Annotated in this window: 19 protein-coding genes and 2 pseudogenes; 3 read left to right on the top strand and 18 right to left on the bottom strand. The window is 30.8% G+C overall.

The window, feature by feature from the left end; genetic code table 11:
- Positions 1-21: 21 nt before the first annotated feature.
- The 3 genes from CaldiYA01_RS07770 to CaldiYA01_RS07780 all read right to left on the bottom strand — a co-directional run bounded on the left by CaldiYA01_RS07770 (position 22) and on the right by CaldiYA01_RS07780 (position 3,054).
- A complete protein-coding gene (locus CaldiYA01_RS07770; RefSeq protein ID WP_207178475.1) occupies positions 22-1,284 on the bottom strand; it encodes an NAD(P)/FAD-dependent oxidoreductase in 1,263 nt (420 codons plus the stop codon).
- A gap of 1 nt (position 1,285) precedes the next feature.
- On the bottom strand, positions 1,286-2,725 hold the full coding sequence (locus tag CaldiYA01_RS07775) for an NAD(P)/FAD-dependent oxidoreductase (protein WP_207178477.1): 1,440 nt from the start codon (positions 2,723-2,725) through the stop codon (positions 1,286-1,288).
- Positions 2,726-2,883: 158 nt separating this feature from the next.
- Positions 2,884-3,054: a hypothetical protein gene (locus CaldiYA01_RS07780; RefSeq protein ID WP_207178479.1), complete on the bottom strand. Its 171-nt coding sequence runs from the start codon at positions 3,052-3,054 to the stop codon at positions 2,884-2,886.
- A gap of 154 nt (positions 3,055-3,208) precedes the next feature.
- On the opposite strand from CaldiYA01_RS07780, the gene CaldiYA01_RS07785 reads away from it, so the two are divergent.
- Both CaldiYA01_RS07785 and CaldiYA01_RS07790 read left to right on the top strand, forming a co-directional pair.
- Positions 3,209-4,303 (top strand): iron-containing alcohol dehydrogenase family protein, encoded by a 1,095-nt coding sequence (locus tag CaldiYA01_RS07785; RefSeq protein WP_207178481.1) that lies wholly within the window; start codon positions 3,209-3,211, stop codon positions 4,301-4,303.
- Between the two features lie 81 nt (positions 4,304-4,384).
- The gene (locus CaldiYA01_RS07790; RefSeq protein WP_207178483.1) at positions 4,385-4,990 is read left to right on the top strand and encodes an FMN-dependent NADH-azoreductase; all 606 of its coding nucleotides are present in this window, start codon (positions 4,385-4,387) and stop codon (positions 4,988-4,990) included.
- Between the two features lie 128 nt (positions 4,991-5,118).
- On the opposite strand, the gene CaldiYA01_RS07795 is transcribed toward CaldiYA01_RS07790, so the two are convergent.
- From CaldiYA01_RS07795 to CaldiYA01_RS07865, 15 genes and pseudogenes are all read right to left on the bottom strand, one after another.
- On the bottom strand, positions 5,119-6,201 hold the full coding sequence (locus CaldiYA01_RS07795) for a hypothetical protein (RefSeq protein ID WP_207178485.1): 1,083 nt from the start codon (positions 6,199-6,201) through the stop codon (positions 5,119-5,121).
- Positions 6,183-6,974, bottom strand: a complete 792-nt coding sequence (locus CaldiYA01_RS07800; RefSeq protein WP_207178487.1) for a septal ring lytic transglycosylase RlpA family protein — start codon at positions 6,972-6,974, stop codon at positions 6,183-6,185. Before CaldiYA01_RS07800 ends, CaldiYA01_RS07795 begins: the two co-directional genes overlap by 19 nt.
- Positions 6,975-7,406: 432 nt before the next feature.
- Positions 7,407-8,606 carry a hypothetical protein gene (locus CaldiYA01_RS07805; protein ID WP_207182787.1) on the bottom strand — a complete coding sequence of 400 codons (1,200 nt, stop codon included), beginning with the start codon at positions 8,604-8,606 and terminating at the stop codon, positions 7,407-7,409.
- A gap of 313 nt (positions 8,607-8,919) precedes the next feature.
- Positions 8,920-9,198 (bottom strand): hypothetical protein, encoded by a 279-nt coding sequence (locus tag CaldiYA01_RS07810; RefSeq protein ID WP_238480497.1) that lies wholly within the window; start codon positions 9,196-9,198, stop codon positions 8,920-8,922.
- Positions 9,199-9,223: 25 nt separating this feature from the next.
- Positions 9,224-9,691: a DUF5412 family protein gene (locus tag CaldiYA01_RS07815; protein WP_011917022.1), complete on the bottom strand. Its 468-nt coding sequence runs from the start codon at positions 9,689-9,691 to the stop codon at positions 9,224-9,226.
- Positions 9,675-10,790: a polymorphic toxin type 44 domain-containing protein gene (locus CaldiYA01_RS07820; protein ID WP_238480498.1), complete on the bottom strand. Its 1,116-nt coding sequence runs from the start codon at positions 10,788-10,790 to the stop codon at positions 9,675-9,677. The genes CaldiYA01_RS07815 and CaldiYA01_RS07820 overlap by 17 nt, the downstream gene beginning before the upstream one ends.
- Before the next feature lie 384 nt (positions 10,791-11,174).
- Positions 11,175-12,260 carry a radical SAM/SPASM domain-containing protein gene (locus CaldiYA01_RS07825; RefSeq protein ID WP_238480625.1) on the bottom strand — a complete coding sequence of 362 codons (1,086 nt, stop codon included), beginning with the start codon at positions 12,258-12,260 and terminating at the stop codon, positions 11,175-11,177.
- Positions 12,261-12,269: 9 nt separating this feature from the next.
- Positions 12,270-13,376: a radical SAM/SPASM domain-containing protein gene (locus CaldiYA01_RS07830; RefSeq protein WP_207178491.1), complete on the bottom strand. Its 1,107-nt coding sequence runs from the start codon at positions 13,374-13,376 to the stop codon at positions 12,270-12,272.
- Entirely contained in the window at positions 13,377-13,640 is a 264-nt protein-coding gene (locus tag CaldiYA01_RS07835) for a PqqD family protein (RefSeq protein ID WP_207178493.1), read from the bottom strand. It abuts the gene before it with no gap.
- A gap of 28 nt (positions 13,641-13,668) precedes the next feature.
- Positions 13,669-14,841 carry an MFS transporter gene (locus tag CaldiYA01_RS07840; RefSeq protein ID WP_127352160.1) on the bottom strand — a complete coding sequence of 391 codons (1,173 nt, stop codon included), beginning with the start codon at positions 14,839-14,841 and terminating at the stop codon, positions 13,669-13,671.
- 605 nt (positions 14,842-15,446) lie between these two features.
- Positions 15,447-16,659, bottom strand: a pseudogene (locus CaldiYA01_RS07845) (MMPL family transporter); the annotation flags it as partial.
- A 272-nt stretch (positions 16,660-16,931) separates the two neighbouring features.
- Positions 16,932-18,548 carry a nucleotidyltransferase family protein gene (locus tag CaldiYA01_RS07850; protein ID WP_207178495.1) on the bottom strand — a complete coding sequence of 539 codons (1,617 nt, stop codon included), beginning with the start codon at positions 18,546-18,548 and terminating at the stop codon, positions 16,932-16,934.
- Between the two features lie 29 nt (positions 18,549-18,577).
- On the bottom strand, positions 18,578-20,182 hold the full coding sequence (locus CaldiYA01_RS07855; protein WP_013430691.1) for an ATP-binding cassette domain-containing protein: 1,605 nt from the start codon (positions 20,180-20,182) through the stop codon (positions 18,578-18,580).
- Positions 20,183-20,199: 17 nt separating this feature from the next.
- On the bottom strand, positions 20,200-21,807 hold the full coding sequence (locus tag CaldiYA01_RS07860) for an ATP-binding cassette domain-containing protein (protein WP_207178497.1): 1,608 nt from the start codon (positions 21,805-21,807) through the stop codon (positions 20,200-20,202).
- Between the two features lie 744 nt (positions 21,808-22,551).
- A pseudogene (locus tag CaldiYA01_RS07865) lies at positions 22,552-23,607 on the bottom strand (IS110 family RNA-guided transposase); the annotation flags it as partial.
- Positions 23,608-23,676: 69 nt separating this feature from the next.
- Between CaldiYA01_RS07865 and CaldiYA01_RS07870 the strand changes: the two are divergent.
- Positions 23,677-24,906, top strand: a complete 1,230-nt coding sequence (locus CaldiYA01_RS07870) for an IS256 family transposase (protein ID WP_207178215.1) — start codon at positions 23,677-23,679, stop codon at positions 24,904-24,906.
- Positions 24,907-24,908 lie beyond the last annotated feature (2 nt).

Genomic DNA, 24,908 nt, shown 5'->3' on the forward strand with positions numbered 1-24,908 from the left:
TTCTTCTCTCCTTTTTTGCCTTTAAATGTTTTGTAAGCTCACCACAATATCATTAGAAAAATCCAGCTGAGAGAGAATCTTTTGTGAAATTTCTATACTCTCCATCTCCCCAGGTGTTAGAATGCTTTTTTTGTACTCAACAAGAACCTTGCCTGCATTGGAAACAGTCACAATAGCATCTTTATAGAAATTATCTACCCTAAATCTGAGAACAAAGGGCTGGACAAAGTTCTTGTTTAGCTTTTGCGGCACAACATATCTTATACCCTCTTTTGCCACTATATTTACATGAATATTGTTTTCAAAAAGCTCAGGGTGCTGAGAATATATTGCAGCATACCTTCCTGCTATCTGTGCCTCTAATGTAACATTGTCAACAAGGTCATGAACATGAAGAACATTTCCACAGGCAAATATACCTTTTTGCGAAGTTGAAAATGTATTGTCAACAACTGGACCTCCTGTTTTGATATCAAGAACAATTCCAGCTTTTTTACTCAGTTCATTTTCAGGTATCAGCCCCACAGAAAATAGCACAGTGTCGCATTCGATAAACCTTTCTGTTGCTGGAATTTCTTGAAGCTGAGAATCCACTTTTGCAATTGTAACCCCTTCAACTCTGTATTTACCATGAATCTTTACAACCTTGTGTGATAAAAGAAGAGGTATTCCAAAATCGTCCAAGCATTGAACAATGTTTCTTCTAAGCCCTGTAGAGTAGGGCATTATCTCCACCACTGCCTTTACCTCTATCCCTTCCAAAGTAAGACGTCTTGCCATGATAAGACCTATATCCCCAGACCCAACAATTACCGCTTTTTTGCCAATCCTGTACCCTTCAATATTTATAAGTCTCTGTGCCTGGCCTGCTGTGAAAATCCCCGCAGGTCTTGTTCCAGGTGTTATTATAGCACCTCTTGTTCTTTCTCTACATCCCATTGCAAGCACAATCGCATCTGCTTTTATCCTCTTAAGTCCTTTTTTATTGACAGCTACTATTTCCTTTTCTGGAGTTATGTCTATCACATGAGTTTCGGTAAGATACTCTATCCGATTTTCTACTACCTGCTCAACAAATCTGTGGGCATACTCAGGCCCTGTTAGTTCTTCCTTGAAATAGTGAAGTCCAAAGCCAGGATGAATACACTGGTTTAAAATTCCTCCTAAAAACTTGTCTCTCTCTATTATCAGCACTTTTTTATCATCCAAGATTTTAAAACTTTCCAAAGCTGCCGCAAGACCAGCCGGTCCCCCACCTATTACAACTACTTTGTATTTTTCCATCTCACTCTTCCCACCTTTTCTCGGTCAGAATATAAGAGTTCTTCCCGAACTTTGTTATTTTGGTTTTGTCAATTTTTAGCTCCCTTGAAAGAATACCTATCACACGAGGTAAACAAAAACCGCCCTGACACCTTCCCATACCAGCTCTTGTTCTTCTTTTAATACCATCTATGGTTCTTGCACCTCTTTTTATTGCCTCAAGAATTTCGTATTCAGACACAAGCTCACATCTGCATACAATGTTTCCAAAGCTCGGATAAAGCTTAATCATTCTTACTCTTTCTTCATCAGAAAGTTTTAAAAACCTTTTTATATCTTCTCTATAAGGATTAAAATTAAGATTCCTTTTTGCGTTAAGTTTGCTGCTAACCTTTTCAGCAATATACCTTCCTATCGCCACTGATGAGGTAAGACCTGGTGACTCAATTCCTGCAACGTTTATGAAGTTTTCAACATTCTCATCTTCTTCAATGATAAAGTCATGATTATCCGGTGTTGCTCTGATTCCAGAAAAGGTTGTTATTACATCTCTCTTGCTCAGGCTTGGCAATACTTTCTTTGCCTTTTCAAATACCTCATCAAGCCCCTTTTGGGTTGTAGCTGTGTCATCCTTGTCATCTATATACTCAGAGTTTGGTCCAATAAGTACATTTCCATCTACAGTCGGGGCAACTAAAATCCCTTTCCCCTTTTCTGTGGGTACCTGGAAAATGACTCTGGTAACTGGCATCTTATCTGGCTTGTCTAAGATGTAGTACTGTCCGCGTCTTGGATATATTTTAAAAAGCTTTGCTCCTGCCAATTTACTTATTTCATCTGCATACACTCCTGCGCAATTTATCAAAACCCTGGTTTTTATAAAGCGGCTGTCCGCTGAATGAACCACAAAATAGTCTCCATCTTTTTCTATTTTGCAGACTTCAAAGCTAAATATTATATCTGCTCCATTTTGAACAGCATTTTCAAAAAGGGCGACTGTTAATTTATACGGATTTGTAATTCCCGAGTAAGGAGCAAAAAGTGCTGCTTTTATGTTTCTGCTCAAATTCGGCTCATTTTCAAAAACCCACTCTTGACTTTTTATCTCAAGTCCTTTAACACCATTTCTTTTTCCTCTTTGCAAAAGTTCTTCCAACACATTTATCTCATAATCATCAAATGCAACCACAAGTGACCCAACCATCTTATACTCAACATCAAGTTCATTGCAAATATCTGCAAATATATTGTTCCCCTCAACATTGAATCTTGCCTTTTTGGTTCCTTCAATTGGGTCATAACCTGCGTGAACTATTGCGGAGTTTGCTTTGGACGCACCTTCTGCGACATCTTCCATTTTTTCGAGGCAACACACGTTCAATCTATAACGTGTTAACTCTCTTAAAATTGACATGCCAACTATCCCTGCTCCTATTACAGTAACGTCATAAATTCTACTCATATTATCACCCTTTTCAAAATATGGTAAATAAAAAACCTGCAAATAGCTCCTTTTTAAATGAAGCTATTTGCAGGCTCTCCACATCTCTTGCCAAGCTTTATTTTAAGATAATTCAATCAAAAAATCAATAAAAATTTTTCAAATATCATTATAAAACCTTATGTCTGATCCATGCTGGTCAGAACATTATCAAAATAGTTTATATTACACCTTTTCCCGTCCCAGTGAATACAGACATCACAGCTTATATCGCCTTTATGAGAGTAACCCCCATCGTTAAATTCTGGGCAGAGTTTTGCAACTGCTCTTTGCTGTTCTTTGCTTGCCATGTTGTTTTACCACCCCTTGTTTAGTCTCAAAATACTTTCTATAATAAATAACTTTTCCTGCTAAGATGGTCTTTTATACATCTTTAGCACAAAATATGTGCTATAATTTATCTTAAAGCGTAAATAGTATCTTACCATGAAGGAGGCCTTGAAAATGAGCAAATTTTTCATGCCAACAAAGGTCATATTTGAAAAAGATGGTGTTTTAAAAAATAAAGACCTTTTCAGGCTCGGTAAAAAAGCTTTCATCGTGACATCTCCATCTTCTCTGATGAACGGTTCTTTAGAAGATGTAACAACTGTATTAAAGGAACTTTCAATTGAATATTCAATATACAGCAAAATTGCTCAAAACCCAAGTGTAGAACAGATAGATGAAGTTTCAAACTTGGCAAGAGAGTTTTCCCCAGACTTTATAATTGGAATCGGCGGAGGTTCTCCTCTTGACTCATCAAAGGCAGTGGCAGTGTTGTGTGCTGAAAAAAATCTAAAAGCTCAGGACCTTTTTGACTCAAAATTCGAAAAGTGCTTACCTATTGTTGCAATACCAACAACATGTGGTACTGGAAGCGAAGTTACGCCATATTCAATCTTGACCTTGAAAACCATCGAAAACAAGAAAAGTTTTTCTTCAGAATTGATTTTCCCGAAAATAGCAATTGTGGATTATAAATATCTTTTAACATTGCCATATAACGTTATTGTAAATACCCTCTTTGATGCTCTTTCTCATGTGATAGAAGGCTACCTTTCAAAATCCTCAGACCATATAATTGAAGCTTACGCTAAAAAAGCATTGAGCCTGTTTGCAAGCTCAAAAGGTAATTTAAAAGAAAACCATCTAAAAGAAACTGACCTTGAAAAGTTTGCATGGATATCATTGATTGGTGGAATAATTATTGCACAAACAGGTACTTTAATTGTTCATCCTTTAGGTTACAACCTTACTTATTACCATGACATCCCTCACGGAAGAGCCAATGCAATTTTACTTTCAAGCTTTTTGAGGCTTGAAAGCAAATATTTAAAAGAAGAAGTAAACTTTGTTTTAAACAACATGGACTTTGAAAGCATAGATGAATTTTCTGAGTTTGTAAGATTTTTTGTTAAAGAATCTATTCCAAAATTGTCAAGTGACAGGATGGAATATTATGCAAAAAGAGCACTTGAGTCTAAAAATGTAGCAAATTTAAAACATACAGTCTCGCTTGATGAAATGATAGATGTTTTGAAAGGTTCCATTGAATAATTCTAAATAAACCATAGTTATATAATCGATTTACAAGGGTATAATATAATCAGGAAAATTACTTATAAGGAGAAGTTTATTGTGGCAAAGTTACTGTATATAAAGGCTAATCCAAAGAGCGACCAAAGTTCAAGAACATTTATAATCTCGGAACATTTTATAAAGGTATACAAAGAATTTCATCCAAATGACCAGATTATCACTTTAGACCTTTACAAAGAAGGAATTCATTTTCTTTCTCAAGAGGACATCAACGATATCTTTGCTCCAAAGACTGAGGCATCAAAGCATCACCATATTTTGAAGTATGCCTATCAGTTTCTTGAGGCTGACAAGTATGTGTTTGCTGCACCTATGTGGAATTTGGGCATTCCCGCAATCCTCAAGGCATATATAGACTATATCACAGTCTCTGGAATAACATTTAAATACACAGAACAAGGGGCTGTGGGTCTTCTTCGTGGTAAAAAAGCAGTTCATATCATGGCAACAGGCGGAGAGTACAAAACACCACCATTTTCGGACTTTGAGATGGCAAACAGGTACCTGAAAACAATTTTGGGTTTTATGGGAGTTGAGGATTTTCAGACGATAACAGCTCAGCGGCTTGACATCGTAGGTGAGGATGTAGAAAAGATTATGTTCACTGCGTTGAAAGAGGCTGAGGAGATAGCAAAAGGATTTTAAAAAGAAAATTTTGGGGACAGATTAAAACAGGGGCTGTCAAAAAAAGACAATTTGATAGCCCCTTTCTTGCAATACAAAGTGTTTGTTTATTTAATACTTTGATACAGTAATTAGATTTAACACTATTTTTATTTCCCATATGAAACTGTCATCCTTGTTATAAAAGTATTCTTTTTTTCAAATATTTTTCGCACCTTTTTCTCTCTTAAATCATATTCAAAAACAGCGCTTGGATAAGCTTCAATCCCTTCGCCAAAAAACATTCTCTTTGCATCTTTAGGAATACCGATAAACCAGAGTTTTTTCCCATCATTACTTAAATAACCTGATATCGGAGAGGAAAACTCCTCAACAGGTGTATCTTTTATTTTTTTTAGCATACTTTCAGTTAGTATTGGTACTATTACTTTTGACTTTAGATCTAACTTGTATATGCCCGTTTCTCCCTTTTTTCTGGTAGAGTTTAGATAAATATTGGTTGCACTAAAAGTAATAATATTACTCTTTGGTACAAAACCTAAAGCTCCAATTGATCCTGCTTTGAGTTCAGTAATTTTCGTATATTTTTGATTTTTTAAATCAATGATGTAAAAAGTATGTTTTATTGAATCAACAGAGGAATTATCCTCATACATCTTTTTCTCATCCTTATATGAATAAGCAACAGTCAAAATGTGATTACTATCAATCACCTCAATTTCGTCAAATACCATATCAGAATTTATAGGTTTTACCATTTGAGCTTTTTTCTTTTCAACATCAAAAATCCATATTCTTGGTATTGGAGAACTCAATCCAACTCTTGATACACATATTTTCAAAGGTTTTTCACTGAGAATTTCAATATCTATTTCTCCAGCCTGATCATTATTAGTTACTTGAAATACTTCTCGATTTTGTAAATTCTTTACAAACAACTCCCAAGGCCCAGTTCCAATTGCATCAGCATACGCAAGCCATTCCTCATTTGTAGAAATATCTCCAAAGGTCATAACTTCCCTGTTTTTAAGAATTAGTTCTTCCTTTCTCTTTTTAGGTATAACCTTCCACATATGAGTCTTTCCATCTTTATCATATACTGAGATAAGTAACTTTTCCACTACCTCTTCTTTGCTGGCTCCCCCTTTATTATAAATTCCTAAAGATAAGGATAGTAGCAATAAAATTGCTACTATCCTTATTACTTCTATTTTTAACTTTGAATAGGCCATTCTATTTTCCCCCTAAAAATTCCTTTGCTTGGATTATGAATTTTTGAAAATGCTGTTTTTACCATATCCAATATTCTACCTTGCACATATGGACCTCTATCTAATATTTTTACTATTGTACTTTTGCCATTTTCAAGACTGGTTACTTTTACCCTTGTCCAAAATTCAATTGTCTTATGTGCAGCACTTTCGCTATCCAATATAACTCCTGCTGCTCCTTTTTTTCCTTCACCATTATACCATGAAATATAACCTGTTTCTGTATTCAACTTTGTAGCACCCTGTTGCAAAATGTTATTACTATTTTCATCATTGTTTGCTTTATTTTCTATTTTTTCTGATTTACTATCATTAGTTTTGATTTCATCTAATTTCACTTCTTTTAAATCAATTTTCAAAGGTTCTTCTTGCCCCTGATGAATAACAACTGGTGCACCTAATGCGTCATATACAACTATCATTCCAGGCTCTACTTCAGGTAAATCCTCTTCAGGTAGCGGTTTACAATTTTCTGCTATTTTTTTGTCTTCTTTTGATAAAGAAACTAGATTATCACTGCCTTCAGACAAAACAATTAATTTTCCATTTTCATCAAATGTAATAATCGTGCCTGGTTTCATATAAGATGGTATTTTATTATGGCTTTTATCTATTTCGTTACTATTCAAAGCCGTTGCAGCTAAAGAATTCCAACTACTTAACACTAAAAGCAAAACTGAACAAAAAGCAATGATTTTGTCAAAGTTCATTCTAAACATTTTTTTGGTAAACATCTACCATCCACCTCCCATTTTATTTTGCATACCTTCATGAGCGCCCATTTAAAAAGTTGATGCCGCTGTAAACTAAAATCTTCTAAGTTATATAAACAGCTTACAATATAAACAGGTCACTATATTTTTCTATATCCTCTGGTTTACTTCTCGATTTGCATAAAAACCGTCTTATTTATAAAAGTTTATCTGCATATTGCTATGTTCGCTAAAATTTCCTTTAGCAAATTCACCTTAATTTTACATTATTAATTTTCAACCTGTCAAACTCGTTTTTTAAAGCCAATTTTAAGCAATTTTTAGTTATTAGCTCTTTCTTTCATTAAATTTCATAAATTTATTGCATTTTTCTATAATATAAAGATGTTTCACCTAATTATTCTATCATAACTGTTATAAAAAAATGATAGGCCATTAATTAACACAAAAACTCTATTTTGAAATCACATCATAGCTTACAATGCCGCCTTTTATCTGAAATAGTAGTTCAAATTTTTTATTTTTTAGTCTATAAATATTGGTGTCAAAAATCTTATTCGGAACAAATGAATAGTATTTTCTGTCGATAAAATAAATTGTTTTATCATTTTTATATATAGGCCAGTAAATATTTGTGTCTTTTGGTACATTATTAACAATTTCCAATTTCCCAGTATTTAGGTCAACAATTACTGGTTTAGACCTAAAAGGTTCTATAATGGGAGAATAATCACCAAATTCTCTGTATTCTGGTTCACCCTGTGTAAACATATATTTATCACTTGAAACAAAACATCCTGGAGAGTTGCACAACCCTGTATTTGAACCAAATTCTTTTACTAATCCGCTTTTTAAATTTATAGCCGTTAGATATCTATAAGGTGGAGTTCCCGATGAAGAAGTGCTAATTACAACCCACTTATTTTCTTTGCTTATAGCAGTAGAATATATCAATCTATGATCTACTGTTAATGGTAAATTACCCATTTTTTCAGAGATAAGCTTTTTCTTAGTATTATTCAACAAATCAAACAAGACAAGCGATGTAGCTAAAATATTATTACTCGCTATTTCGCCACACACTATATACCTTGAATCACTTGAAATTGAAGGAAACCAAAATTTACCTTCTGCTACACGCTCCAATATGAACGGGAATTTTTTATCATTTTCTTGTTTATTCTGATATTTCAGTATATACAGTGCTTTTTCAGTAGCTATTACAAATTCTTCTTTAACCTTGTTTACATTAATAAACTCAACCCTCTCATTTAGTCTTTGTTTATACACTTCTCTTCCGGTTTTATAATCAACCAGAATTACTTCTTTAAGATTCTGCGTATAAGCCACATGATTTTTTCCCCATGAAAAAAATCTGCGCAGGAAAAACGTTAATTTCTGGTCAATCTCTGCATTGGATGTTTTAAATTTAAACAATAATTTATCATTCCCTTTGCTATCAACAAGTCTTTCCTCAAACGTGGTTCCGTATAATATATTTCGATTTTTGTTATTTAATACTTTTACATATCCTATTTTTTCAATACCTAATTGAAGAAAATATGCATACAAAAATCCTACTAATATTATTGCAAATAATGTCAGTCCAGCAAAAAGAAATTTTTTCATTGCAAATTTATTAGTTGACTTTATTTATTCACATCCTTTTCTTTATTGTTATAAAACTTAACTATATTTTACTTTAATACTAACTTTTATTCAATACGTTTTTAGTAGATTTGCTTAACATCACAATCTTAATAAATTTAAAGACAAGAAATATGAAAATCCTCTCTTGTGGTCAATTAAATATATAACCACAAGAGAGGCATCACTATCATGCATAATGCAATCAACAAAAATATACTTAATTCGATACAAAAGGACATTTGTATGCTCTATATAAACTTTCTACATCAGACTTACTTCGCGCGCGATGAATAACTTGATCATAACCTGGTCTTCGCTACAAATTAGGATTTGCTACCTTTGTACCATCATAATTTTGTTTCAAACAATACCATTTGTAATTATTGTACTGGTAAGCAATAGACATTATTTGGTCTCTTGTCAGACTAGAAGTACCTATGCTATATTTAGTAGATTGCTCTTTAAACTGTGTAGCATAGTTCTTGTTTTCAATTAAATTTTCATTACTTCTCAATGATTCTTTATATTTGATATACTGCTCACTTGTCATCCATAAATTTACTTTTAATACATATACATTCTTTTCACACGGCAACAATACAAAAACATCACCGTCTTAATCACTTACCGTGAAATTTTTGTTTTTTACTTCGAAGTTTTTCTATCAGCCTTTTTAAAGATTCTTTTCTAAAATCAAAAGAGTCTTTAAAAATGTCTAATCTGTGACCATTAATTATAACTACATGATTATTTATCCATTTAACATCAGCTTTATCTTCCGGGTAGTTCCAGTATATGTTTCTAATTTTCAAGCCATTTTTATAACACAGCTCTCCTCTAACTCCATATGCTGTTGTTGCACCACCATTGATTAAGTAAAATTTAATTTTATATTTTCCATCAGGGGATAAAGATTCACTTAAAAATTCGCCATGCGGAAGTCTGTTTATATCAAAAAATAGCCAGTAGACAAAAAAAGAAAATAATAATATAAGCATTAATATTGTTTTCAATAATTTGATTAATATTCTTTTAAAAGAACCATTGTTTACTTCAGCTGAACCATTAGATTTATAAACCTTGCTCATACCATGATATCCCTTTCCTAATTGCTTCTTGATCTTTCGGATCATCAAAATAGCTTTTATAGTAAGAAATATCCCATGTTCCAGATAATATTTGAACAAGTCCAGCAGCTGCACATAAAACTTCTGCTGGAAGAGGTAATGATCTACCTGTATATCCATAATGAATATTACCAATATCTTCTCCATGTATATACTCTATCTTACCATCAACAACGATTTTATATAATTTATTCCATCCATATATTCTTTTGTAATCCCAATCACCACCTTCTCTTACTTTAGATGTCCAATATGCAACTTTTGCAGAATACGCTAAGGCAGCATTTCCACTAATAATTAATGTTGATAAATAAATACCGTTCAATTCATTTACATTAGCTCTGCACATTTCTATCAAATATACACGCTCTGGCTCATCTGGATCACGCTGAATAACAATTGAATTTTTATCGCTTTTTACACTTTTATTTTTTAGTTGTATATTTTTTGAAAGCTGTATACTAAAATCATCTTTTACTTCTATAATTCCTTCCTCTATAGCTAAGTTAAGGTATTTTATGCATTCTTTATACTTCAATATTAAATTATCGTCTTTGACTATATCTTTTATTGATTCATTGACAGTAATACTTCCATCATCATTAATCCTTAAATAATTTTTGGGACTTTTTAGCACAAGACTATTAATGTTGAGCAAACTTTCTATCAATTTACTATCTTGCAATGTATAGTTGCCAACTATCTTATATTTTTCATCTTCAGCATATGACAAAGAGAAGTTAAATACATTAAATATAAATACAAAAATCGTCATGATACTTAAAAAAGCTAACTTCTTTTTACTGCTTTTCATATTCCCATTCCTCCTACCTATTTTATTTTGCATCCTCTCATGAGCGCCCATGAGAAGTTGATGCCATTGTAACTTGAAATCTTTTAAGTATAATAAACAAATAGACAAATAATGGTAACAAACATAAACATGTTGCAATATATTCTTTTTATATTCCCTGGCATACCATCCTATTTGCATATAAACTATCTCATTTGCGAGAGGCAATATGCAAATTGCTATATTTATTAATATTCTCCTTGGCATTTTCACCTCAATTTTACTTTATTAATTTTTATCCTGTCAAACTCGTTTTTTTTTTTTTTTTTAGTTAATTTCATGCAATTTTTAGCTATCAGCTCCCTCTTTCTTTTAATATCTCTAAATTTCTTAAATTCTCTCTTGTTTTTTCACAAACAAAAAGCTGCCCCCCTTCTCTTGGAAGCAGCTTTCAAATTTTTTCGAAGTTCCTTTTATATTATATCCCTTTTTACTCTTATTAAAGTACTATACAAAAACGGATGTAGGAAAAATGCAGGCAGAACTAACTCTATTACAATGCAGATATAAACTTCTATCAAAGCTAAAATTCTTAATAAAAGTACAGTTTATGGAAACATTTGGTTTGCCAACGAAATAAAAAAATATAAACTATGTCTTTAAAGATTCTTTAGGAAATAAACCAGCTTCGTAAATTTCTTGACATAATGGATCAGAAGCATAAAAACTACCTGTTTTGATATATGCATAAGCTCTACAGCCACCTCTACAAGTAGAGAGAAATTTACACATTGAGCAGACTCCTTTTAATTGATTTACATTGATATTTCTTATTTCCTCCATAACAAAACTGTACCAGCATTCTTCTATAGTTTTTTCTCTAATATTCCCAATAATTAATTCATTTATATTTAATAAACCATCACATGGTGCTATATTCCCATTAGAATCAATTCCTATTATGTTTGGAAATGTACAGTAATAACCTTTCCCATACTTTCTTGTTGATAATACTTTTGGTATTAAACCAGGTGGTAAAATAAGACTTAGCTCGGTAGAAGTATTTTTACTTACAAAATATTCTGCTATATTACTAAAAATATCCATTTTTTCTTTTACTGATACATCTATTGCAGAACAAGCTCTTCCTGTTGGAAGTAATGGAATTAATGCATATGTATCAACGTTTAATTCACAAGCTAAATCATATAACTTGAAAATTTGATTTTTGTTATCTTCCATTAATGTCGTTGCCATTATCACTGTAGTATCAGAATTTTTAAAATATCTCTTTGCTAAATTTAATGCTTTTATTCCTTCTCTAAAAGCTTCTATTTTATTTCTTATTTTATCATGTGTTTCTTCTAATCCATCTATACTAACTTGAAAAATCTTCAAATTAAATTTTGATAATATTTTTATTATTTCTTCGTCGATAGTAATTCCATTAGTACTCACTGAAATTCTCAATCCTTTATTATGTGCAAATTCACAAATTTCTAATATGTTTTCATTTAGAAAAGGTTCTCCACCATTTAAATACAAGTCTAAACAACCTGCCTCATATAACTGTTCAATTATCAATTTAATCTCGTTAACAGAAAGTTCACTTTGATAATCAAAATTTTTATTTGCTACATAACAATGTTTGCAAGCTAAATTACATTTACGAGTAACTTTAACCGAAGCAGATAATATGGGTATGCTACTGAAAATATCTTCACTATTTACAAACATTTTCAAAATTCACTCTCCTACTATACAATCCGGCGGGAAAAGACCCTCTTCATATAGTTTTTGGCACGTTGGAAATGGTGCATGTATATCTTTATAATACGCATACGCTGAGGCACGACAACTACCTGCACATGTACTTAGAAATATACATTTACTACAAACACCTTTAATATCTAATCTATTTAGTTCGGACAACTTTGAAAATACATTAGACCTTTCCCATATATCCAAGACAGAAGATTCTCTTATGTTTCCTGCAATATATTCAGGAAAAGTAAAAAAACCATCACATGGAGCAACATCACCATTTGCTTCAATACCTATGATATTAGGAAATGCACAACATACCTCAAATTGCTTATGCAGACCTTCTTCTCGTAAATTGGCAGGTACTAAAGCTGGCGGAATAATACTATTTTCTGCTAACTTGAATTTTCCTTTATATTTTCTATAAGCACTAAACAAATCATTAATTGCTAATTTTAATTCTTGCGAAGTTACATCTAGTTCACTATTAGCTCTACCAGCTACTAAAAGTAAAACTAAAGAATATATATCAACTTCATATTCAACTACAATATCAATTATTTTATTAATTTGATCATAATTTTCTTTCATAAGACAAGTAGCTATTGTCACATTTTTAAAATTCAACTCTTTTAATAATTTTAAAGCATTTATTGCTTTTTCGAAAAACCCATCACCTCTAATTTTATTATGAATTTCCTTAGGTCCATCAATACTAATTTGAAACATAGAAAAGTTTATATTTTGTATTTCTTTTAGTATATCTTTTGTGAGTAGAGAACCATTAGTACTTATTAATATTTCCATATTTTTATAGTACGCATATTGTAATATCTCTACTATATCTCCTCTTGCAAATGGCTCACCGCCTGTAAAAAAGATTTTCTTTACTCCAAATTCATCACTATAAACGTCTATTAGCTTCTTAATTTCTCGAGTAGTTAACTCATTATTAAATGGTTCACCTGAGTTACCATAGCAATGTTTGCAAAATGCATTACATCTTTTAGTTACTCTTATTGAAGCAGCAAGTATTGGTATATCACCTAATATCTCCTTAATTCCAATAGAAGTATCCACTAATTCCATTTATTTATCAATCCTTTCGATAAGATTCCCTTCTATCAATAAATTCAGGCAATTTTTTATATCTTCAATAATCATTTTTTTATCTTCATCAGATTGAGGCGTATATTTTTCAAAGAACTTTTTTACAATTATATTCTCATCTACAGGTTCTCTACAACATTCCCATATTTCAAAAGCTGTTTTGTTTAAAGCAATTCCATTACTAAATAAATATCCATTTTTAAATATTCTATAATCCACTTTTACTTGTTTATATTTAGACATCTAAACACCCCCCATTTTAATCAGTATTTCAATATATCCTTTCAAAAAATAACAAAACAAAAACTGCTAAACCCGAAATTAAAATAAATACAGCACTTACAAACAAACCATATGAAATACCTAAAACCTTTATAAAGTAACCAATTCCTATACCTGCTAAAATTTCGCCGCTAGCCTCTGCAAATTGAAAAAAAGATAATGTAGTAGCCCTTATTTCAGAATCAATAAATTTATTTAGATAGCTCTGAAGATAAGGTCTAAGAATAACTTCTAATACAAAAAAGGACACTAAACATAAGTACGAGATAATATTTAAGTTTATAAAGATAGCAACAGTTAGTATTATAAACATTGAAATTTTTAGATTGCCAATTATTAATAAATCATTCTTTTTATTGTTAATCAACATGTTTTGTAAAAACATAAATGCAAGACCAAAAATAGCACTAATTATATATATATTGCTTATCCAAAAAACGTTGAATTTTCTATATTTTAAATATGTCTGATAAAATCTTTCTATACCATCAAATCCTATTGCAAATAAAAACATTGCTAATGACAATAACAATAGAGTTTTACTTGACATCACATAAGAAACAGATAATTTTATTTTATTTATTATTGACTTATTGATATTCGAATTATGAGATACTGGCAACGATTCAGGTACAAAAATACATGTTATTAAGGTAGCAATTAAATATAATACTGCTGACACTAAAAATGGCATAATAGTATTCATTTTGTACAAATAGGTTATAAAAATTGCTCCAATAATACTTCCAGCAATCAAAATAATGTACATTTTTCTCAACTCATTTTCAAGTTTATCGACTTTCCCTTTCAGAATCAAATGATCAGCTAACCATGCCTCTAATGCTCCAGATTCGAAAGAATCAGCTAATCCCATTATTAATACTGAAAATACAAACATATAAATTGTATTTCCCAATGAAAATAAGAAAAAAGCTATAAAATATAAAAAAGCTGATAAAAATAATGAAACTTTTCTACCATATTTATCTGCAAATGCCCCAAGAGGAATTTCTGTGATAAACCTAACTGTTTCCAAAACTGTACCTAATATACCAATAAAAAACAAAGAAATTTTGTTGTTTGACATATGCAATATCCAAATAGGAAAAAATAACCCTTTTGCAGTGCCTTTTAAAAAAATTGTTACATAATAAGCTAACATAAAATCCCCTCGCGTTTCTTGTTAGTATTGGCAAGTCACTAAAAGTGACTTGCCACTAATGATTTAAACTTTGTGACCGCCCATTACTACTAAACCTCTAACTACCCTTTTAACAACAGGTTTAGAGTAATTTTTCATCGTTAAATAGCACCTCCTCTCTTGTTAGAATATTTTGTAATGTTATAAAACGCTCATTATGAGCGTTTTATGTAATAGTTTAGATGATCAAGTGTCAAATCATTCTTTTGTAAGATAAAATTGAACCTCAATAATTATATATAAGCATGTTTTAATATTTTCTTTTTTATATTCCCTGGTATACCATCCTATTTGCATATAATCTATCTCATTTACGAGAGGCAATATGTAAATTGCTATATTTATTAATATTCTCCTTGGAATTTTCACCTCAATTTTACTTTATTAATTTTTATCCTGTCAAACTCGTTTTTTTTTTTTTAGTTAATTTCATGCAATTTTTAGCTATCAGCTCCCTCTTTCTTTTAATATCTCTAAATTTCTTAAATTCTCTCTTGTTTTTTCACAAACAAAAAGCTGCCCCCTTCTCTGGAGGCAGCTATCTAAATTGCTTTTTAAAAGCATTTTTAAACTATATCTCTCTTTACCCTCATCAAACTATTGAACAAAAACGGCAAAAGGAAAAATGCAAGCAGAACAAGGCCTATCACAACACAGATTGAAACCTGCATTAATGTCAAAATCCCTGATGGCAGCATTGCCGCAAATGTGCCGGCTAAAATTATCACCGCTGATGTTACAACATGACCAATGTTTGCTGAGGTAAACTTTAGTGCTTCAGAAAGCTCTAAATTTCTATATTCATAAAACCTTATCAACAAAAATACACTGTAGTCTATACCCAGAGCTAAGAACACAACAAAGGTGAAAAATGGCACTGCCCAGTTGAGTGCTTCGTACTTGAATATTCCTTTGAAAATCATCTCTGTTATAGAGAGTGCAAGGTAGTAGTCGACAAAAACTATTACTACCATCACAGCTGCATTGAAGATTGACCTTGAAATAATGAACATGAGTATCAAAATGCTTATTATCATTATAAGTCTCAAAGTCTTAAAATCTTTAAAATAAATGCTCTTCAAATCATGGTTTGAAGATGATATCCCACCAACTCCTACCGACACAAACTTTGTGTTTATAAACTCTAAAGAGTTATTTAAAACCTTTTCCACATTATCAACAATATCAATTGCCTTGTTTGTATACGGATTTGTGTCAAGAATCAAGATTATCTTTGTTATTGTTCTATCTTTGTTCATATATGAATCTAAAGCCTTTTTGAAGCTACTGCTTTTTATAGCCTCTGGTGGGACGTAAAGGATGTTTGTTGTTTTGTATCCTTCAAAATAACCCTTCATACTCTTCATAGAATTTGCCATCTTGTTAAGTGCATCAGAAATCTGCAAAAGCGCTGATTTTAAGCTTGTAAACCCTGTCTGAAGTTCATCAACTTTTTTTAGAATCTGTTCTTTTTGTTTGTCAAATTCCTGAATTTTTGAATACATAAGGTTTACACCTGAGATTATTTGCCTTTGACCTTTGTCAATTTTGTTATAACCACTTACAACTTTTCCTTGAGCATCTGCAAGATGTTTGGTAGCTACAGCAATACTGTCAATCGAATTTGAGATAAAGTTTTAAAGAATTATCTGCCTCTGAAATTTGTAATGAAATCCTTTCACATTCAGATGAAAATTCTTTTAGCTTAAGGGCAAGTTTGCTGCTTTCACTTTCAATCTTCGATAGAATCTCTGCAGCCATAATATAATTGATACACTTTTCGCTTGCAAAATTTACATAAATTTATGGATGCTTTCAACTTTCTTTTGTTTTTAAATAAAACTACTTTCTTTGCTGAAAATGCACATTTTATATTACCGGTAATGCTTTGTTATTATCTATTTTACCCAACATTGAACCAACAATAAATATACCCTTGCGCAAAAAAATAAATCTAACTTCTATAAAAATTGAGTCTACTATTGATATTTCGTCATCGTTCTATCAATCTAATTCATCGCTCTAATTCATAGATATAACAAAACAAATCTTTATTTAACTAATATTACTTCTGCCATTGTTGTAGGATCATTTATTGCTAAAAACCAACAACCCAAATAATTTATTTTATCAATATTTTTATCTACTTTTTCATTAACTTGAATATCAAATAAAAATCTGTTGCCCTGTTTTGGATTAATTAATATAACATTCCAAGGAATTTTTAGCTGAAGTAAAAAGCTATCATCGTTTTTTGTTATTTGTACTTTATCAAGTATATTTTCTAACATCTTATCTTGATTAACATTATACTCACCTTCAATTATTCTTTTCTCCCCACTAACATCTTTGATTTTAATATCTATCATCTTTAATATTTGATAATTGTAAAAACTTAAAATAATTTCCATATCTTTTTTATACCAATGTTCTAATTCTGATGATGGTAATTTTATTACAATAATGAAAAAACTATAGTCCCAGCTAACTCCAATAGAAATATTTTCTCCATTTAAAATTATTTCATTCCTTTCATATGTTTCTGTATTTAACAAACAACATTTCAAATTATAAAATAATATATTTTCGCAAGATTTTCTAATTTTATATGGGCAAATAAGAAATATATCTTCTCTCAATTTAAAAATAGCTGTTTTTATTATGTCTGCTTTGTTACTAAAAATAAGCTTTGAAGCATTATATTTCAATAACTCTTTAATAACTTTTTTTCTAAAACCTTCTTTTACATTATGAAGAGAGTTATGATAGACATTTTGGAGTTCAACTATATATTTTTGATACATTCCTTTAGGAAATATTTCTGAAATTAACTTTAATGCAAATAGAACTTCACCTACTATATTTAGTTTTTCGGCATTTTTTAATATCTCCTCCCAAACAATCTTATTTCTATACTTATTCTCAAAAAGTAAAATATCTATAAGTAGTAATAATCTTAAGTATGGCTCCTTCCCTTCTGTTAACATAGAATAATAATCCAAGATAAAATCCTTTGAAAAATGATATAATAAATATAAAAAATTATTGTTAACATCTAACCGATAGAAAATTTTCCCTTTAACTTTATATTGTTCTGCTTTATTTATCAATTGTTTTATAAACTTATTTTCATCATCCCAGTTACATGTAAATTTTAAATGAACTTCTATCGGAACATTAACTAGCATACTTCCAATAATTAATTGTTTGTTCATAGAAGGTAAATGATTATGTCCTCGTAGTTTTAAATCATAAACGTTAATTAAATTATCACCTACATGTAATCCTTTTTCATCTTTATATCCTAACTTACCTAAATGGTCTAATAATACTGGTAAATCGTCACAAGTAACTAAAATATCTATATCACTTGTTTTTCTAATTTCTGGGTATTTATATAAATCATAGCTTAGTAAAATACCTTTCAAAAACAAAACTTTTATCTTCGAACAAATTTCATTTATATTTAACATCTCGTTAAATATAATATCATTGATAAATTTTTGAAATTTTATTTTTGCGGTTGTTCTATTTAAGATTTCGTCATCTAAATTATATTTTGAAAATAATACTCTATCTAGTTCGTAACTTTCAGCAAATTTATATAGAAGACTCTCATCTTTTATATAATTTATCAAGTAATTATATAAAACCTCATATACTTTCATTATATACCATTCTCCTCCTAAAATAAAATTTAATTGAAATCGATTTGATAAATTTTATTAAAATATCTCAATAAGTTCCTTTCATGAGTAACCATAATAATAGTAGTGTTTGGATCTTCTAGCAGACTGGAAATAACTTTTTTCCCCTCTTCATCTAAATTTGCAGTTACTTCGTCAAACAAATAAAATTGCCTCCCTTTGAGCATTGCTCTCCCAAGAGAAATTCGTTGTTTTTGCCCACCTGATAAATAAATTCCATTATCACCCGCACGTTTGTCTTTTATTTCTTCCAACATTAGTTTTTTCATAACGCTCTCTAAAGTATTTATTTCTTTGTTGAATTTCACCATCTTGATATTATCTTCCACTGAAAAGTTAAATATAAATGGCTGTTGAGAACAATACCCAATACTTTCTCTTAAACTCTCTAAATTTATTTCCTTGAGTTCAATCCCATTAATGTAAATTTCACCTTCATAGTCCTCATAGAAACCCAAAAGAATTTTTAAAAAAGTAGTCTTTCCAGACCCATTTTCACCTATTATTGCTACTTTATCTCCTTTTTTTATGTCAAGAGAAATATTCTTGAAAATATAATCTTTATCAAACCTATATCCTATATTTTTTATCTCTACAATTTCTATATCCTTTGTTAGTACTTTTCCTCCATGTCTTTCTGGAGAGTTTATTAAATCTAATATCCTCTTTGAGAATATTTTAAGTTTATAAAACTGGTTAATCGTATTAATGATGTAATTTATCATTCCCTTTATCAAAATTGAATATCCAGCTATTTTTATAAAATCTCCCAAGGAAATTTTATTTCTTAACATAAAATAACTGCCCAAAATATACATAAATAGCATTGAAATCTGAGAGAAAGTATCATCCATTGTCTTTAAAATAACTGAAGTTTTGATCTTCTCTTTTACATACTTTTCAATAAAGTCTTGGTAGCACTTTTTTATCATTTCCTCTATTTCCTTTTCTAATGAATGAACTTTGATATACATAAAACTTTGAACAACTTGATTTTCTAATTCTCTTAATTCATCTTTCCTCTCCTGACCATATTTTGTAATTCTCTGGTTTTGTTTTTTTGTGATTAGAGGAACTATTATAGGAAGTAAAACTAATATAAAAGATAATATTGAATAAAAAATTTCTATTTTTATCATTACATATAGTACGTAAAGTATGAATATACAAGAAAATAAAATTTCAACAACATCCAAAATTGCAAATCTAAATAATCTTATATCATCATTAAATCTTGTCAGCACTTCACCAACTGTCAATTTACTTAATTTCAAAAGCTTTTGACACAAAAATTTTTTGTAGATATTAGTATCGTGTAGGACTACTACCTTCCCAAACAATAAAGCTCTATATATAGAAGATATGCACGGCAAAACAAAAATAACAATACACAGAATAAATAGAAGATTAATTATGTTGTTTTTCAATAAATAAAAATCTCTTTTTAATGCTGCATCCATATAAACTCCTAATTTTGATACCAAATATATGTCTACAATATTTTGTAGAGAGAAAATAATTATATCACACAACAATACATACCAATATTTAACCAAAAAATCTTTAACTAATTTATTTTTTTCTTTAATCACCATAAAATACTACCTCACTGTTAATAAATTTCAGCAATTTCGTTTACTGATTGGTTTTCGATTCTCCAAATTCTATTTACACAACTTGTCAATTCAATATTATGTGAAACAATTATTATTGTTTTTTCACTTTTACAAAGAATATCTTTCAAAATTTCTATACTTTTAGTATCAAGATAATTAGTCGGTTCATCAATTATTAAGATTGAAGACTTTTTCAACAACCCTCTTATTATTGATATTTTCTGTTTTTGCCCATCTGAAAGTTGATTAATTTTTTTTGATAAAATATCATCCAAACCAAACAAGTGCAGTAAACTTCTTTTTCTATCTTCCAAATTGCCTTGAATCACCATATTAAGGTTATTATCTATATCCTGTGTAAAGAAAGTAAAATTTTGGGGAATAAATGAAATGTGTTTACTGAAACTCTTAAAATCTACTTTTGAAAGTGGTACACCATTAATAAGAATATCACCTTTAAAAGATTCATAAAGCCCCATTATAAGCTTCAAAAGAGTAGTTTTTCCACTTCCATTAGAACCCATAATCAATATTTTATCTCCTTTGTTGATACGAAAATTTATTTTGTTGAAGATACTCTTATAATTTTCATAGGAAAACGAAACATTTTTAAACACAATATTTTCAATTTCATTTATTTGTATCATATTCCCATATTGATTTTCTATATCAAAATTTAGTATTTCACTAATTCTTTCAAAAGAACTTTTTTCAACCCTCAAATTTTGAAAACCTTTTGCTGCTACTTTAAAATTATCAATTACAATAGGAAAAAGTGATATAAACACTACAACCAAATCAGGAGTTATTAATTTTTTATATAAAAATAAACCTAACATGATATATGTACCAAATTTTGCTATATTGTTGCATAAGTTGTAAAGTATATCTTCAATTGTTCCTACTTTTTCCATTTCATTTGCACATTTTTTACTGACTTCTTCCAAGGAAAGAAATCTTAAAGAGGCCCATTCATAAAGATTATATGCTTTTATTACTTCAATTCCTTCAAAAGACTGTTTAATAAAACCTGTTAACTCATCATCTGCACGATGACTTTCCTCAACTATTTTATTCATATATTTTATTGTAAAAAACAGTGGAAATATAGGTAAAATCCAAAGACCAAAAAAAATAACTGAAAGAGAAAAATTTTTTAGACCCAAAAAAATAAAATAACCTGCTAAACATATTAAGGCTGAAAAAACTGAAGAATAATGAACATAAAAACACTTTACTATATCATTAAAGTCCTGCTCTAATCTATTTAAAATCTCACCTTGTCCATATTTTTCTACTAATGAATATTTGTTATTTAAAAACAACATAAATAACTTTTTCTTTAGTTCAATAATTCTATTCTCTTTAAAAAATTCAATTAACAATGAAAAAAATAATTTGCCAGAAATAATAATAAGATAAATTAAAAGAAAGGTAACTACATTACATATAAAAACCTCCATATCTTTTTGGATAGCTAATGAAAATAATTTAGCAAAGGTATTAGAAATATATATGTTTATGATACCCTCAATTAAATTTATAAAAACAATGAAAATAGTAGGTAATAACAATACTATTTTTACATAGTATTTAAAATTCATCCTTTTGCACCTTTCCCCAATAAATATAAGCTTATTCAATAATTATACTTTGTATTGTTATATAAATTATCTAATAACCAATTACATGTTACTTTTGAATCAATCACTTTTTCTTCTAAATTCCAATCTGGCAAAAGTAATCTGTAATAGGTACATTTATTAGAAAGCTTCTCTCTCAATATACCTTTGATTTTCTCAAAATATCTCGCGATTTCTTTAAATTTCGCTATCGAAACAAATAATTTTGTTCTTGATATTGTTATTATTGCTTTATTCTACCATACCCAGCTTAGACTCAGCCTCTCTATTGTATTTATCTTGTTGCTCTACCATATTACGGCGGGTTTCTATCCACAATAACCATGGTGTTTACCCTCTCATGTCTCTCAGGGTCTTTTCTCATTTGCCCTCAATTCCCTCGTCCCATCTACCATGGCGTGGACGCCAGTTATGCTCGTATGCAGGGTCTTCGCCCGTATGGAGGATGTACTCTGACCACCCGCTCACATTTTTCAATCTACTTTCTATAAAAAATCAATTAATCCTTTCTCCTTCATTTCTTAACCATCAATATATTTTCTAAGATGTGAACTACTATTAAAAGGGGCGCTTTGCTACTCGACATGACTTAATCTCCTCGCAAAGCTAAGAATTTCTTTACCCCCTCAAGATGTGAATCACTCAAACTATTTCTCCTACTTTAAACTAAGAATGTTCAAACAATTTTTCTCTCTTCGCTTCACTTCACGCTGTCCTTGCTAAAGCCTCTCTCTTTATATCGCTCAACATCTTGTTACCATCATACTTTATCCCTTTTTTCAAAATCGCATAAAATATCCTTATCAACTTACAACACAGTGCTATCAACGATTGCTTCTTCTTCAATGGATTGTTCTGCCGCGTTGTGTAATACATGTGCAGCTGTTTAAATTCTTCATTCTTTGCTACTATTGTAATCATGCCCCTGAACAAACTACTTCGAAGCCGCCCTCGCCCTCTTTTGCTTATACACGTCTGACCTCTGTGCTTGCCAGAACTATTCTCAATTATATTAAAACCAGCTAATTTCTGGATCTGTCTCGCATCCTCATACCTCCTTATATCTCCAACCTCAGAAATAAACCCAACTGCCGTTTTTATTCCAACACCTTTTATTTCAAGAAGCTTATCGCCATTCGGTACATCTTTCAAAAGCTCTGCCATCTCGGCTTCTATCTCTTCTACTTGCTTGTTTAAAAGCTCATATTCTTCAAGCAAATATCTCATCTCTTGTCTTGCCAGCTTTCTCCCTTCTTTTTTACCTATACTCCTTTTGGCAGCTTCCACTAAATCCATTGCCCTCCTGCGACTAATCGCTCGCCTATCTATTTTGTCACACCAGTACTCTATAATCCCTTCTACTTCCTTTTCCTCTACATCACAGGGCAATGGCATCTCTTTTAGGGTCAATAGCGCTACCTTGCCTTCCCAATCAGAAAATACCTCTAAAAACTCTGGAAAATAGATATCAAGCCAGTTGATTACTCGATTTTTTAAAACGTTCAGCTGTTTTTGTAGCCTTTCATATATGTTCATCGCTACTCTCATCTCAGCATATATACCCTCGGGTATATTTGGCTCTGTATATCTTCCATCCTTCACAAGCATTGCTATCGTCTTCGGATCCTTTATATCACTCTTAGTTTGCGTGTTATCATCAAGCTCCTTGCTCCTCTTCACGTGAAAAGGATTCACTAATACCACTTTTATGCCATTCTCTCTTAAGTACTGCTCAAAGCACAGCCAGTAATGCCCTGTAGGGGGAGTTAAAATAAAATTGTGTCCACTGTATAATTAGTATTGAAATAATTATCAAGGGGGCTACTTAAAATGAATAAAAACGAAATTATTGAGACTGCTAAAAACATGGCTGTAGAGCAAGTATTAAATATGTATTGCTCCAAAGATGATCCTAACCGCCCAGCTCTAAAGCAACTCTTAGAAAACTTGCTCGATTGCTTTATGTTATCGGAAAGATCAGTGTACCTTGCTAAAAATGACAATGACAAAGGCAATGGTTTTTACGATAGAAAACTTGCAACACCTGTTGGCAGTCTTGAAATCTCTGTCCCTCGCACACGTACTGGTAATTTCCGACCTTCTATCCTCCCTGACCGCTACAAAAGAGTTGATAGTTCATACACTGACCTGCTTATGTCTTTAGTCGTCAATGGTTATTCCGAAAGTTCCCTTGTCCAGACTTTGAAAGCTTTGAATCTTCCATATTCCGAAAATGAAATACTAAAAATCAAAGAAGACCTTAAAAATGAGCTTCAGTTATTCAAACAAAGAGAACTACCAACAAGTGCTTTTGCTCTCATCATCGATGGTTATCATTGTGAAGTTAAGGATAATTCTAAGGTTAAACAAGCTACTTGTTATGTTGTCCTCGGTATCGACTTAGAAGGTAAAAAAGACATTTTCGGTGTCTACACTTTCTTCGGCAAAGAAAATAAGGCTGATTGGATGAAAGTATTTGAAGACTTAATTACAAGAGGGCTAAAAGAGATTCTAATTGTCATAAGTGATGACTTCCCTGGTATTATAGATGCTGTCAAACTTGCTTATCCTCTTGCTGACCATCAACTGTGTTTTGTCCACCTCCAACGTAATGTCAGAAAACATATGACAAAAGAGGATGCTTCAGCTTTTAACAAGAGTTTAGACAGACTTAGAATTTCTTCCTCCGATTTTGACGAAGCTGTACTGAAATTTAAAGAACTTTGCGATGGATACCTTTCAAAATATCCTCGATTTATTAAAGCAATATCAGAAAAAGCAGAGTTTTATCTTGCCCATATGAAATACCCTGAGGAATTAAGGAAGCATATCTACACCACAAACGCCGTTGAAAGTGTAAATAGCATGATTGAAAAGATTAGAGTAAATTCAGGTGGATACTTTCAGTCTGTTGAAGTCTTAGAAATTAATATTTACTTACAGCGAGAGAACTTACGCCGTACAAAATGGAAAAATGGAGTTCCCAGTATTAGAAAATGCATCAATAACATAACCCAACTTTACAACTTGCGTTATAAATTGGAAACACAAAATTCTTGACA

This window comes from Caldicellulosiruptor diazotrophicus (genome assembly GCF_017347585.1).
In the GTDB taxonomy this organism is placed as follows: domain Bacteria; phylum Bacillota; class Thermoanaerobacteria; order Caldicellulosiruptorales; family Caldicellulosiruptoraceae; genus Caldicellulosiruptor; species Caldicellulosiruptor diazotrophicus.

What these genes read in the sequence shown, in the direction of transcription:
- CaldiYA01_RS07840 (WP_127352160.1), bottom strand. Translation starts at nt 14,841, where the DNA reads ATGTTAGCTTATTATGTAACAATTTTTTTAAAAGGCACTGCAAAAGGG.
- CaldiYA01_RS07860 (WP_207178497.1), bottom strand. Translation starts at nt 21,807, where the DNA reads ATGAATTTTAAATACTATGTAAAAATAGTATTGTTATTACCTACTATT.
- CaldiYA01_RS07785 (WP_207178481.1), top strand. Translation starts at nt 3,209, where the DNA reads ATGAGCAAATTTTTCATGCCAACAAAGGTCATATTTGAAAAAGATGGT.
- CaldiYA01_RS07820 (WP_238480498.1), bottom strand. Translation starts at nt 10,790, where the DNA reads ATGCCAAGGAGAATATTAATAAATATAGCAATTTGCATATTGCCTCTC.
- CaldiYA01_RS07800 (WP_207178487.1), bottom strand. Translation starts at nt 6,974, where the DNA reads ATGTTTACCAAAAAAATGTTTAGAATGAACTTTGACAAAATCATTGCT.
- CaldiYA01_RS07775 (WP_207178477.1), bottom strand. Translation starts at nt 2,725, where the DNA reads ATGAGTAGAATTTATGACGTTACTGTAATAGGAGCAGGGATAGTTGGC.
- CaldiYA01_RS07835 (WP_207178493.1), bottom strand. Translation starts at nt 13,640, where the DNA reads ATGTCTAAATATAAACAAGTAAAAGTGGATTATAGAATATTTAAAAAT.
- CaldiYA01_RS07830 (WP_207178491.1), bottom strand. Translation starts at nt 13,376, where the DNA reads ATGGAATTAGTGGATACTTCTATTGGAATTAAGGAGATATTAGGTGAT.
- CaldiYA01_RS07850 (WP_207178495.1), bottom strand. Translation starts at nt 18,548, where the DNA reads ATGAAAGTATATGAGGTTTTATATAATTACTTGATAAATTATATAAAA.
- CaldiYA01_RS07780 (WP_207178479.1), bottom strand. Translation starts at nt 3,054, where the DNA reads ATGGCAAGCAAAGAACAGCAAAGAGCAGTTGCAAAACTCTGCCCAGAA.
- CaldiYA01_RS07855 (WP_013430691.1), bottom strand. Translation starts at nt 20,182, where the DNA reads ATGGTGATTAAAGAAAAAAATAAATTAGTTAAAGATTTTTTGGTTAAA.
- CaldiYA01_RS07870 (WP_207178215.1), top strand. Translation starts at nt 23,677, where the DNA reads ATGAATAAAAACGAAATTATTGAGACTGCTAAAAACATGGCTGTAGAG.
- CaldiYA01_RS07815 (WP_011917022.1), bottom strand. Translation starts at nt 9,691, where the DNA reads ATGAGCAAGGTTTATAAATCTAATGGTTCAGCTGAAGTAAACAATGGT.
- CaldiYA01_RS07770 (WP_207178475.1), bottom strand. Translation starts at nt 1,284, where the DNA reads ATGGAAAAATACAAAGTAGTTGTAATAGGTGGGGGACCGGCTGGTCTT.
- CaldiYA01_RS07795 (WP_207178485.1), bottom strand. Translation starts at nt 6,201, where the DNA reads ATGGCCTATTCAAAGTTAAAAATAGAAGTAATAAGGATAGTAGCAATT.
- CaldiYA01_RS07825 (WP_238480625.1), bottom strand. Translation starts at nt 12,260, where the DNA reads ATGTTTGTAAATAGTGAAGATATTTTCAGTAGCATACCCATATTATCT.